General features: G+C 41.1%; 12 protein-coding genes. 7 read left to right on the forward strand and 5 right to left on the reverse strand.

The features are described from left to right. The first annotated feature begins 97 nt into the window (after positions 1–97). Positions 98–1,429, forward strand: a complete 1,332-nt coding sequence (gene phoR / locus Q0V26_RS07955) for a phosphate regulon sensor histidine kinase PhoR (protein ID WP_297480345.1) — start codon at positions 98–100, stop codon at positions 1,427–1,429. Between the two features lie 40 nt (positions 1,430–1,469). Next, a complete protein-coding gene (locus Q0V26_RS07960) occupies positions 1,470–2,456 on the forward strand; it encodes a phosphate ABC transporter substrate-binding protein (RefSeq protein WP_297480457.1) in 987 nt (328 codons plus the stop codon). Between the two features lie 182 nt (positions 2,457–2,638). Here the strand turns inward: Q0V26_RS07960 and Q0V26_RS07965 are convergent, their stop codons facing one another. The 3 genes from Q0V26_RS07965 to Q0V26_RS07975 form a co-directional block, all read right to left on the reverse strand. Beyond that, positions 2,639–2,908, reverse strand: a complete 270-nt coding sequence (locus Q0V26_RS07965) for a hypothetical protein (protein ID WP_297480347.1) — start codon at positions 2,906–2,908, stop codon at positions 2,639–2,641. 62 nt (positions 2,909–2,970) lie between these two features. Beyond that, on the reverse strand, positions 2,971–3,279 hold the full coding sequence (locus tag Q0V26_RS07970; RefSeq protein WP_297480349.1) for a hypothetical protein: 309 nt from the start codon (positions 3,277–3,279) through the stop codon (positions 2,971–2,973). Positions 3,280–3,810: 531 nt separating this feature from the next. Continuing rightward, the gene (locus tag Q0V26_RS07975) at positions 3,811–4,317 is read right to left on the reverse strand and encodes an ACT domain-containing protein (RefSeq protein WP_080158934.1); all 507 of its coding nucleotides are present in this window, start codon (positions 4,315–4,317) and stop codon (positions 3,811–3,813) included. Positions 4,318–4,492: 175 nt separating this feature from the next. Between Q0V26_RS07975 and Q0V26_RS07980 the strand changes: the two genes are divergently transcribed. Genes Q0V26_RS07980 through phoU form a run of 4 tightly spaced genes read left to right on the forward strand, consistent with a single transcriptional unit; the run spans position 4,493 to position 9,958 of the window. After that, positions 4,493–6,721: an ABC transporter permease subunit gene (locus tag Q0V26_RS07980; RefSeq protein WP_297480351.1), complete on the forward strand. Its 2,229-nt coding sequence runs from the start codon at positions 4,493–4,495 to the stop codon at positions 6,719–6,721. A gap of 14 nt (positions 6,722–6,735) precedes the next feature. After that, positions 6,736–8,373: a phosphate ABC transporter permease PstA gene (pstA, locus tag Q0V26_RS07985; RefSeq protein ID WP_297480354.1), complete on the forward strand. Its 1,638-nt coding sequence runs from the start codon at positions 6,736–6,738 to the stop codon at positions 8,371–8,373. 29 nt (positions 8,374–8,402) lie between these two features. Then, positions 8,403–9,239 carry a phosphate ABC transporter ATP-binding protein PstB gene (pstB, locus tag Q0V26_RS07990; protein WP_080158931.1) on the forward strand — a complete coding sequence of 279 codons (837 nt, stop codon included), beginning with the start codon at positions 8,403–8,405 and terminating at the stop codon, positions 9,237–9,239. An 11-nt stretch (positions 9,240–9,250) separates the two neighbouring features. Then, positions 9,251–9,958, forward strand: coding sequence for a phosphate signaling complex protein PhoU (gene phoU, locus Q0V26_RS07995; RefSeq protein ID WP_297480357.1), 708 nt, complete (start codon positions 9,251–9,253; stop codon positions 9,956–9,958). 121 nt (positions 9,959–10,079) lie between these two features. Here the strand turns inward: phoU and Q0V26_RS08000 are convergent, their stop codons facing one another. Together Q0V26_RS08000 and Q0V26_RS08005 are read right to left on the reverse strand one after the other, a co-directional pair. Beyond that, complete coding sequence (locus Q0V26_RS08000; protein WP_297480361.1) at positions 10,080–10,820, reverse strand: copper homeostasis protein CutC; 741 nt, start codon at positions 10,818–10,820, stop codon at positions 10,080–10,082. 238 nt (positions 10,821–11,058) lie between these two features. Next, entirely contained in the window at positions 11,059–11,667 is a 609-nt protein-coding gene (locus Q0V26_RS08005) for a peroxiredoxin C (RefSeq protein ID WP_080175768.1), read from the reverse strand. Positions 11,668–11,798: 131 nt separating this feature from the next. Between Q0V26_RS08005 and Q0V26_RS08010 the strand changes: the two genes are divergently transcribed. Next, complete coding sequence (locus tag Q0V26_RS08010; RefSeq protein WP_297480365.1) at positions 11,799–12,701, forward strand: hydrogen peroxide-inducible genes activator; 903 nt, start codon at positions 11,799–11,801, stop codon at positions 12,699–12,701. Positions 12,702–12,789: the final 88 nt, after the last annotated feature.

Raw genomic sequence — 12,789 nt, forward strand, 5'->3', positions numbered from 1 at the left:
CGCCTGTGATAGCAATGAAGGTTGTGTTGGTTTTATCGAATAGAAAAAGAGCGTAACGGAACCACTGTGCTACTCCGTTACAGCTAGGAGTAAACATGTGGAAAGATTGACATGGAAAAAGTTGGTTGGGGAGCTGATATTATTTTATCTTCCTTGGCTTATACTTGGTGTTATTTTTGGCTATCTACCGTGGTTTTTATTGATCGCGAGTTGGATCCAACTTGGATGGCATTTTCATAACCAACTTAAAATGTCGAATTGGTTATGGAAAGATCGTAGCTTAACGCCGCCTTCAGGCTCTGGCAGTTGGGAACCGCTGTTTAACGGTATTTACCGCTTACAACAGCGTAACCGTCGCCGTCGCAAAGAATTGACTACCTTAATTCGTCGTTTCCGTAATGGTGCCGAATCATTGCCCGATGCAGTGGTGGTGTTTCGTAGCGAAGGTAATATTGTCTGGTGCAACAAATTAGCCCAACAATTATTAGGTTTGCGCTGGCCTGATGATAGCGGTCAACCTATCAGTAATTTGTTACGCAGCCCTGATTTTGTACGCTACCTTTCTCGTCAAGCTTTTGATACCCCATTAGAAATAACTTCACCGATGAATTATGACCGTACTCTAGAATTACGGATCATGCGCTACACTGAGGGCGAATATCTGATGGCGGTACGTGATGTGTCACAGTTAAAACAACTGGAAGGCATGCGCCGTAATTTCTTTGCCAATGTGTCCCATGAACTACGCACCCCAATGACTGTCTTGCAAGGGTATCTTGAAATGGTACAAGATCCTGAAATGCTAATGGGACCAATGTGGGATCGTGCTCATGGCGTGATGACTGAACAATTAGCGCGTATGAATGCGTTAGTTGAGCAATTATTAACGTTATCTAAAATTGAAGCGGCACCGACGATTGAACTAGAAGAAATGGTCGATGTGCCTGCAATGCTTGATATTTTAGAAAAAGAAGCCATGTCACTCAGTAGTAATAAAGATCAGTCATTTACCTTTGAGGTTGATAACAGCTTAAAAGTCTTTGGCGATAATGATCAACTCCGCAGTGCTATTTCAAACTTGGTTTATAACGCGGTTAAACATACTCCGAATGATGCTGCTATTCATGTGCGTTGGTATCGCTCACCAACAGGACCTCGATTAGAAGTAACGGACAGTGGTGAGGGTATTGCTGCACAACATATTCATCGATTAACTGAACGTTTCTATCGAGTTGATAAAGCCCGCTCACGTGAAACTGGCGGCAGTGGTTTAGGACTCGCTATTGTTAAGCACGCATTAAGCCATCATGACGCACATCTAGAAATTGAAAGTGAACTTGATAAGGGTAGTACCTTCTCATTTACGCTGCCAAGTCGATTAGTGGCTGACACCAGATTGCCACATGCCATCACCAATGATCATTCTTAAAGGGTAAGGATACCTAATGTTATTGTCGCCACTCACTAAAATGGTTACGACCACACTCAGCGCCGTTACATTGTGGAGCGTAGTAGCATTAGCCCCCGTTATGGCTGCAACGACCTCTACCGTTGAGGTTGATACTCAGTTACAGCCTTATCATAAAGTCAGTGGCATTTCGGGTAATTTATCATCGGTAGGATCAGATACGTTAGCCAATTTAATGACCTATTGGACCGAGGCTTTTAAGCGTCAATATCCGAACGTTAATATTCAAATTCAAACATCAGGTTCATCAACAGCCCCGACTGCGCTGGTGGAAGCAACGGCACAGTTAGGGCCAATGAGCCGTGAAATGAAGACCAAAGAAATTGAAGCGTTTGAAAAAGAATATGGTTATAAACCAACAGCAATTAAAGTAGCAGTAGATGCATTAGCGGTGTTTGTGCATGAAGATAACCCGCTTAAAGGCATTAATTTCGAGCAGTTAGATGCAATATACTCACGAACTTTACGTTGTGGCGCATTAGTACCTATTACTCAATGGGGACAACTAGGCTTACCTAATAGTTGGCAACAACGGGATATTCAATTATTTGGTCGTAATTCTGTATCTGGCACCTATGGTGACTTTAAAAAGCGTGCTTTATGTCGTGGCGATTTTCGTAATAACGTTAATGAACAACCGGGCTCAGCTTCGGTAGTGCAGTCTGTTTCAACCTCGCTTAATGCCATCGGCTATTCAGGCATTGGCTATAAAACTACGGGCATTCGCGCTATTCCAGTTGCTCGTGAAGGCTCTGATTATGTTGAGGCAACAGTAGAGAACTCAATTAACGGTAATTATCCGTTATCACGTTATTTATATTTATATATCAACAAACATCCCAACAAAGCTTTAGCACCGATGGAGCAAGAATTCTTACGGTTTATTTTATCCAGTGATGGTCAGAATATAGTGCAAAAAGATGGTTATATTCCATTACCTGTCGCGATTGTGAATGAAAACATGATGAAGTTGGGGCTGAAAGATTGAAGCAGGAGTTAAGGCTACCGAGGTAGCCTTAACATAAAACTATTTATGCGCACTAACAGATTCGCGGTTACGTCCAGATACAACAAAGGCCGCCTAAGCGACCTCTTAAATTGTTAGCATTTAACATTACAAATTTTATGCACATGAGCAGAAGGTAATAAGGGGATTTATATCCATAAAATCTATCGAATAATAACAGTTCCTTTCCCATGAGCAACACCATAATCAGAACCAAAAACAGTAGTCTCAGCAATACTGTCATATTTTCCAATATGTTTAAAGAACACTACCACTTCTGTTTGTCCATTAATCCTTTTAGTACTATTTCCAGAAACACTAAAATGTAATTGTGAAGCTGCAGAGCTTCCATTGATTCGATTTGAATTTTTAATTCCATAGTTATTAGAACTAGAACTATTGTTTCTTATCGTTGCAGTATGACTACTATACATTGTCTGATGTCCTAACCTATACGTACCATTAGAACCTGTAGCATTAATATGATTAATCACCTTTAATTCTGGTGTTTTTTTTCATCTAAAGAAAGATCGTCAGGCAATATTTCAGTCTCAATTACCCATTGACTTGATGCCGAATCTCCTGAATGAGAAATGATATCTCCATTACAATCAAAAGATTCACCATCATTCAGTACAGGAACATTACATATAACTGTATTCCCAAATTTCACCGAATTAGAAATATCGGCTTGATACGTCGTAGGTGTATCGTTTAAGTTAAAATCATAACTTTCTTCTTCTGCATAACTACTAGCAGAAAAAGACAAAAAGCAGATAGAAACAGCAAGTAATGTTTTATTCATCTAGATACCATGCATGTGATTTGTTGCATAATTGCAGATTAATACTACGCTGTATATAAATACAAATCTATCTAATATTCTTAGCTTCGTTAGCCAATACGCTGATTAAGCCCAAAACTTTTTGATATCTGACGCACCCCAAATACCCGCCTAATAGCCCCTAAAAACGATTTTAAGGCCATAAATACCGATCACTCGACACCTAGTATGACTTTTCGTTAAAAACGGCTGTATTTAACAGTATGCATCTAATCTGCATTACGCTAATGAGCTTCATTTAAAATCGAGGTTATAAGCCTCGTTTTAATATGTTTTCATCCGCTAGAATAGCCAAAATAGAACATGTCTATTTTGTTAAAAGTGTAATGAAATCAGCCAATAGCGCGGTTACTCTTAATTGTTATTAAAACAGCGTAAAACCGACACTGTGTAGCATGGTTAAATGTTCTTATTTATCACAGATGTTTACCATGGCATGTTAATGCAGCATAATCCGCGTTACATTGTTTGAGTTGGTGCCATCTGATTGATTTAGCTAAGTGTTTCAATATCGATAGTTAAATCATCGGCGAGTTGTTCGAGTTGCTGTTGAATCATGGCCGCACTAATTTCATGTGGTGTTTGTAATTGAAATTCAGCAATAAAAATAGGATACCCCCAATTAGGGGCGCTTTGAGTCTCGGTTTTTAATTTGGCAATATTAACGCCAAGTTGAGTTAAATGGCGAGTGACTTGTTTGACGATACCACGACGATCATTGCCCGTTACCGTGAGTTGCTGGGCAACATAAGTGGTCACGGTTTGAGTATGATCTTCTACGATGTGAATGTGTAATGCTTCAATGTCGGCTAATGCTTGACGGAGTGAGAACAGATGTTCATCCGCAACGTCTATTTGTACTATTCCCGCAAACTGCCCGCCAAGTTGGCTAAGTGAACTACTTAACCAATTCGCATGGTTGAAGTAAATGGTATCAGAGAGTTGTTCTACAAGTCCGGGCTTATCTTTACCAATAATGGTCACAATCAGTTGTTTCATTACGTCAGTCCTTGTCGTTATAACATGATGGTGGTGATTATTTGATGGTGGTTTTTTAAGCATGGCTGTAAAACGAGGTTTAGCCAACTCAAATCATCGTTACCAGGGGCGTTGTCATAAATCTGTCATTAAATAGCAATACACTTTTGAGCGTATAAATAGGTTAGAGGTCATAATGGCAAACGCCAGCACATTACTAAGGAAAGAAAATCGTTTTCGTCGAGGTAAAGATAAATTAACTCGCGTTGGCGTTACAGCGGGTGGTATTTTTGTGCTGATCACCTTGATGCTGATTTTCTTTTATTTGTTGTATGTGATTGTGCCTATTTTCTCATCTGTTGCTGTTAATCCTAAACAGCACTTATCATTACCAGTAACCAGCAAAACAGCGTTGTTAGGGGTGGATGATAGTAATAACATTGCTTATCGCTTTAGTCGCGATGGCAAGGTTATTTTTGTTGATCTTCAGTCATCAACGCAACAAGCGCAGGTGCTAAAACAGCAGACTATTATCAATAATCCAACTGCATACGGTCTAAGTTTGCCTCGTGACGGTATGGTGGCTTATGGTACGGCACAAGGGCAGGTTAAGATTGTTAAACCTGAATTTTCGCTTACGTTTGCTGCGGCGAATAAGCACTTACAACCCAGCATTGAATATCCTTTTGGTCAAACGCCATTAGCGCTAGCTCCCGCAGGAGAGGCCATTACTCAATTAGCCATTTCTGGGCGTGATGATCGTACTATCGTAGTCGGAAAAACGGCGACCAACCACCTTTATGGATTGAGTTTATTGCTGCCTGAAAATGTGGTGCAGCGGGCAAATGGATGGCAACAGCAGCGGTTTGAGATCACTAATACTCCCGCTAAAATTGATGATTTTCAATTAACCCCAGATGGTAAAACATTGTATGTGCTGAGTGGGTCAAATTTATATTTATATAAGTTAACCACTAACACGGCTTTTCTGCGTAAAATTGAAAATATTGCTACAGGTAACAGTAAGCCAGTATCGATTACCCTGTTGTCTGGCGCAAATTCATTATTGATCACCAATTCTGATAATACGATTTCGCAATGGTTTGAAGTGGTGAAGCAAGGGCAGCGTCAGTTAATCAGTGTTAGAACTTTTCATTTCTCTGCCAGTCCATTAGTTAAAATAGTGCCGGAATATTACCGTAAAGGCTTTTTTGCGATTCAGAAAGATGGCACGACATCGGCTTATTACACTGCTGAACGCAAAGTCATATACAAAGATAAAGTCTTCACGAAGGTTCCAACAGATATTGCCATTTCTCCCAAAGCGAATTTATTAGTAACACTCGATAATGGGCAATGGCAGAGTTACCAAGTTAAAAATGCACATCCTGATATTGGGTTATCATCGTTATTACAAAAAGTATGGTATGAGGGCTATGCTGAGCCTGATTATGCATGGCAATCCACTTCTGCTAGTGATGAATTTGAGCCGAAATTAAGCTTAGTGCCTATAGTGTTTGGTACGCTGAAAGCGGCGGTTTATTCGATGTTTTTTGCGATTCCATTAGCATTAGCTGGCGCGATTTATACCGCTTACTTTATGTCAAATAAAGTTAGAAGAGTGATTAAACCGACAGTTGAATTGATGGAAGCCTTACCTACCGTTATTTTGGGATTTCTAGCGGGAATATGGTTAGCGCCTATTGTTGAGCAATATTTAGCAGGCATAGCGCTTGGAATTGTGTTGTTACCGTTAGCCATTATTGTGGTTGGTTGGAGTTGGTCAATGCTGCCTGGGCAATGGCGCTCACGTATTCCTAATGGTTTCCATATCGCTTTGTTAATTCCGGTTATTGTGGCGGTAACTTATGGTTGTTTTGGTTTAAGTCCGTGGATTGAAACGCAGTTTTTTAATGGTGATTTACAAGGCTATTTAAATAACCATTTAGGTATCGGTTATGATCAGCGTAATGCGCTTATTGTCGGTATTGCAATGGGATTTGCCGTCATTCCGACGATTTTTACTATTGCTGAAGATGCTATTTTCTCGGTGCCTGCGCATTTAACTAAAGGCTCACTAGCTTTAGGGGCAACCCAATGGCAGACCTTAACCAAAGTGGTGTTACTCACTGCCAGCCCCGGTATTTTTTCTGCGATCATGATGGGACTTGGACGTGCAGTTGGTGAAACCATGATTGTATTAATGGCGACGGGCAACACCCCTGTTATGGATTGGAACTTACTGCAAGGGTTACGTACTTTAGCTGCGACCATCGCTATTGAAATGCCCGAATCAGAAGTGGGTAGCTCGCATTATCGAGTGTTATTCCTTGCCGCCTTTGTGCTGTTTGTATTTACCTTTGTCTTTAATACGATTGCTGAAGTTGTTCGTCAACGACTACGTGCAAAATACAGTTCGTTATAATAAGTGATACAGCAATGATTAAATGGTTTAAATCTGGTTCACCATGGATTTGGTTAACCGCGGGTGCCGTCAGCTTGAGCTTGGTTGCTGTACTTGGTTTATTGTTATTGATTGGCTATAAAGGCTTGAGCTATTTTTGGCCGGCCCCTGTGTATCAGTTTGATGTTAATCTCAATGGTAAACCACAAGTCGTTATTGGTGAACTTTATCAACGTACTATGGTGCCGGTAGATCAACTTGCTGATGCTGGGGTCGACGTTAGTCAATTTACTGAAGACAGTGTGCCACGGTATTTAATTAAAACCGGGAATCGCGGTCAGGGTGCACTTGATTTCTTAACTGTATTAAGCACTCAAATCATTCATCAACAAATCGCCAATAATATTGCGGTGGTTGATCGTGAAAGTAATGGTAAGTTTTATGGTTATCCCGTCAGTGTGATTGAAGGCGGTGAACCTCAACCGTTATCTCAACTTTCGGTAGCGTTAGCACAAGCCAATAAAGTCCGTTCGGAATTACGCTCATTACAAAACAATGAAATTGCCAATATTAACTGGAATTTAGAGCGGTTACGCATTGAAAAACGCCGCTTAGAATTACGCGGTAAACTCACGGTAGCGGATGGGCAGCGAATTGATCGTGAGCAAGCCAATTACAATACGATTTACAAAAATATTGAGAATCGATTATTTGCATTACAGGGGCAATTAGATCATGACGCGTTAGTGTTACGTGATCAAAGTGGCGCTAATGTCACTATTCCGATGATGCAAGTGCTGGATATGTGGCAACCCAATAATTTGTCATGGCTTGAAAAAGTACAGCATTGGGGCCATCACGTTTATAAGTTTTTAGCCGAAGCACCACGAGAGGCCAATACTGAAGGTGGTGTTTTCCCTGCCATTTTTGGTACGGTGTTTATGGTGTTATTAATGAGTATCATGGTGACACCATTAGGCGTGCTTGCGGCAGTATATTTACATGAATATGCCAGTAATAATCGGTTTACTAATTTAATTCGCATTGCGGTGATCAATCTCGCGGGCGTACCCTCAATTGTGTATGGTGTGTTTGGATTAGGTTTCTTTGTGTATATGGTTGGTGGCACTATTGATGATGTGTTCTTCTCTGCGCAATTGCCGACCCCGACTTTTGGCACGCCGGGTATTTTATGGTCAGCATTAACACTTGCTATCATGACCTTACCAGTAGTGATTGTGTCAACTGAAGAAGGGTTAGCCCGTATTCCAAGCTCGGTACGTAATGGCTCATTGGCGCTAGGGGCAACACAGGCTGAAACCTTATGGCGCATTGTATTGCCAATGGCGAGCCCTGCAATCATGACTGGATTGATTCTTGCTGTTGCTCGGGCGGCAGGAGAAGTTGCACCATTAATGCTGGTGGGGGTGGTGAAAATGGCACCGACATTGCCGCTAGATATACATTTTCCATATGTTCACTTAGATAGAAAATTCATGCACTTAGGTTATCATGTGTATGATGTTGCTTTTCAAAGCCCTAATGTTGAAGCTGCGCGCCCATTAGTGTACGCAACCTCGTTTCTATTAGTCACCGTTATTATCAGTTTAAACTTAACGGCTATTGCGATTCGTAATCACCTTCGGGAAAAATTCCGCGCTTTAGAGCAATAACCCTAAGTATCAATAAGATGAGAACAACTATGTATAACGATCGTTCGCTCTTTACTGACCACCCGCCACTGGGGTTATTTGAGCCATTAGATTTATCGCTATTAGCCGAAGATAAAACGGCCTTATCCATTGAAGGTTTGAATCTGCACTATGGTCAAACGCAAGCATTGTTTGATATAAATATGCGAATTGCTAAAGGTCAGGTGACAGCATTTATCGGACCTTCAGGTTGTGGTAAATCGACATTACTTAGCTGTATTAATCGCATGAATGATTTGATTGATGGCTGTCATATTGACGGTAAAGTCATGCTTCATGGTCAGAATGTGTATGATAAAAATGTTGATGTTGCAGCGCTGCGGCGTCAAGTCGGAATGGTATTTCAACGCCCCAATCCTTTTCCTAAATCTATTTATGAAAATGTTGTTTACGGACTGCGATTGCAAGGGATCAACGATCGCCGCGTGCTTGATGATGCGGTTGAAAGCTCATTGCGCTCAGCGGCATTGTGGGATGAAGTAAAAGGGCGGTTGCATGAGAATGCATTTGGTTTGTCAGGCGGTCAGCAACAACGATTAGTCATTGCTAGAGCAATAGCCATCGAACCTGAAATTTTATTATTAGATGAGCCGACATCAGCCTTGGATCCGATATCAACCTTGACCATTGAAGAGTTGATTAATGAGCTTAAAGCAAAATATACCGTTATCATCGTCACTCATAATATGCAGCAAGCGGCGCGAGTTTCCGATCAAACTGCTTTTATGCATATGGGTGAGCTAGTGGAATATACCAGTACCAATGATATATTTACCACTCCCAAAGAAAAACGCACTGAGGATTACATTACCGGGCGTTATGGTTAAGGACCGACAGCATGTTAAATACAATTAGCCTTGGCCGTCATATTTCTGGTCAGTTTAACCATGAATTAGAAAGCATTCGGACCCATGTGTTAGCCATGGGCGGCTTGGTTGAACAGCAGTTAGCAGATAGTTTAAAAGCATTACATAAACAAAATGAGGAATTAGCCAAACGGGTGATTAGAGACGATCATAAAGTCAATGCGATGGAAGTGGCTATTGATGAAGCTTGCACCCGTATCATTGCTAAACGTCAGCCGACAGCCAGTGATTTACGATTAGTGATTGCGATTATTAAAACCATTACTGATTTAGAGCGGATTGGTGATGTTGCTGAAAGTATTGCTAAAGTGGCGTTAGAAAATTTCACCAATAAGCAATATAACTTATTAGTTTCACTGGAATCGTTAGGTCAGCACGCGGTGCGAATGTTGCATGAAACCTTAGATGCATTTGCACGAATGGATGTAAAAGCGGCGATTGAAGTGTATCAAGAAGATGATCGTATTGATCGTGAATATGAAGCGATCATACGGCAATTAATGACTTATATGATGGAAGATCCTAATTCAATACCAAATGTGATGAAGGTAATGTGGGCTGCGCGTTCGATTGAACGGGTAGGGGATCGCTGCCAAAATATTTGTGAATATATTATCTATTTTGTACAAGGCAAAGATATTCGCCACACAAATCCTGAAGATATTAAAAATATGCTTTAGCAACGAACATTGCTGATGTTGTAGCGACACTAAAATTAAGCGATATCGTAAAAATAAAAGGGACGTGATGATCTTAAATTAAGATGATACGTCCCGTTTTTGTTGGTGGTGGTAATGATTATCACAGCTTAAGTTGAGCCACCACTGCCGCTATATTTTCGACACTTGTGATTGGAATCGCGAAATCGTCAATGTCTGCGCTACCCATATGTGCTTGTTTCGCTACTGTAATCATATGACTTGGGCGGGTGGTTTTACCCGAAAGGTGGATCTCGTTGATGCCTGTTCGAGCAATGATGTCACGGACGTTATGACTATTGACGCCCGCACCTGCCATAATTTTTAAGCGATTACCGCAGTATTGATGCATTTGGTTAATCATACCAATACCGTCATAAGCATTGGCTTGTAAACCTGAAGTGAGAATGCGTTCACAGCCAGCCGCCATAATCGTATCAAGTGCAGCCATTGGCTCAACACATTGATCGATGGCGCGATGAAAGGTGATCCCCATTCCCTGAGCTTGTTTAACGAGACTCGTAAGAATAGTGTTATCCACTAAGCCCTGTGCGGTTAATACACCGACAACCACACCTTGTAATCCTGCTTGTTTAGCCGCAAAAATATCTGCCAGCATGACTTCAACATCTTCACAGCTGAATAAAAAATCACCTTGGCGCGGGCGAATCATCGCATAAACAGGAATGGTGGCATATTTAGCTGCGGCAGACATAAACCCAGCGCTAGGTGTGAGTCCACCCAATGCTAACGATGAGCACAGTTCGATACGGGTTGCGCCTGCTTGTTGCGCATTATGAAGCGATTCAAGATTATCGATACAAACTTCAAGTTGAATAGTCATTGATTATTAACAGTATGGTATTTAAGAGGGTATTCAGTGTAGAAGATTATTGCAGAGGGGGCGAATAGCGGTGATTGATAATGTGCGGTTGGTTGAAAATGAAATAACGTGGTAAACGCGAGATAAAAAAGGGCCCGGTATATTCCGGGCCTCATTCTATTTTTATTTGAGCTGACTTTGGCTCTATGTAGCACTAATGCGATTTATAACACCGTGAGCGTGGTGTTTTAGCAGGTAATTACTTACCTAGATCTGCAGTGTGCTCAGATAGGTAGTCCGCTACACCTTTTGGTGATGCGTCCATACCTGCTTTACCTTCTTCCCACTGAGCTGGACATACTTCGCCATGCTTCTGGTGGAAGTTCAATGCATCAACCATACGTAGCATTTCATCGATGTTACGACCTAGTGGTAGATCGTTAATTACTTGGTGACGAACCATGCCGTCTTCATCGATAAGGAAAGAACCACGGAAAGCAACACCAGCTTCTGGATGCTCAACATCGTAAGCTTTACAGATTTCGTGCTTAATATCAGCAACTAGCGGGTATTTAACTTGACCGATACCGCCATCTTCAATAGCAGTGTTACGCCATGCGTTGTGTGAGAACTGTGAATCAATTGAAACACCAATAACTTCTACGCCTTTCGCTTGGAAATCTTCAAAGCGTTTATCAAAAGCAATAAGCTCTGATGGGCATACGAAAGTAAAGTCTAGTGGGTAAAAGAAAACTACTGCTTTTTTACCTTTAGTAAATTCTGCAAAGTTGAAAGTATCAACGATTTCGCCGTTACCTAGAACCGCTGCAGCAGTAAAATCTGGTGCTTGACGACCTACTAGTACCATTTTGGTGCTCCTTAAATATTGGGGGTTGCCAACCTTTTTAGGCGGGCTCCATACTTGGACGAGACAAACTATAGCTAAACTGTTAAATTGAAAAAAGCGGAATAAACAGATTAAAGTAATCGAAAAATACGATGAATAAATTTCCATCACTTAAACAGCTACATTATTTAGTTACTCTATCGGAAACATATCATTTTGGCGAAGCAGCTAAACGGTGTTTTGTGAGCCAGTCGACATTAAGTTCTGGTATTCAAAATCTTGAAGAGTTACTCGACTGTCACCTTGTTGAGCGTGATACCAAAGCGAAAACCTTGGTTTTTACGTCTATGGGTGAGCAGGTGGTTGATAGAGCACGTGAATTATTGGCGTGCAGTCGCGACTTGGTTGAGCTCTCTCGTTGTTGTGGTGATGGTATGGAAGGCCCATTACGGGTTGGCTGTATTCCTACTATTGCCCCATTTTTGCTGTGTGGCTTAGTGCAACAGGTGAATGCGTTATACCCTAAATTGAATTTATTATTACGAGAAGATACCACCACTAATTTATTAGAAGCGCTGCACCATGGTGAAATGGATGTGTTAATTTTAGCATTACCGGTCGATATTCAGGGAATGTCGAGTAAAGTGGTTGGCCGAGATGCATTTAAAATGGTGATCAGTAAGCACCAAGCGGATTCTGTGACGATGCCATTGCATTATGCTGATTTACCCGATAAATCCGTGTTCTTATTAGAAAAAGAACATTGCTTAACTGAACATGCCGTATCTGCATGTCAATTGACGGCGAAAGAGAAAATTAATCCCTTTACGGCAACGAGTTTACATACTGTGGTACAAATGGTTGCCAATGGCTTGGGAACGACGTTTATTCCACAAATGGCAATAAATCATGGAATTTTAGAAAATCAAAATTTAGTGGTTATTGAACCGCCCGGTCAAGATGCTTACCGTGAAATTGGCTTAGTATGGCGACCAACATCAAGCCGTATAGCAACGTTTGATAAGTTAGGCGATATCGTTAAAAATTTATTGTAAGCCTTCTTTATTATGATAATGACATAAATGCCTGAAGTAATGATGAATGACGCGCACTATTATTTGTGGCGTTATTATCGTTGTTCAG

Source organism: uncultured Photobacterium sp. (assembly GCF_947039875.1).
GTDB lineage: Bacteria > Pseudomonadota > Gammaproteobacteria > Enterobacterales > Vibrionaceae > Photobacterium.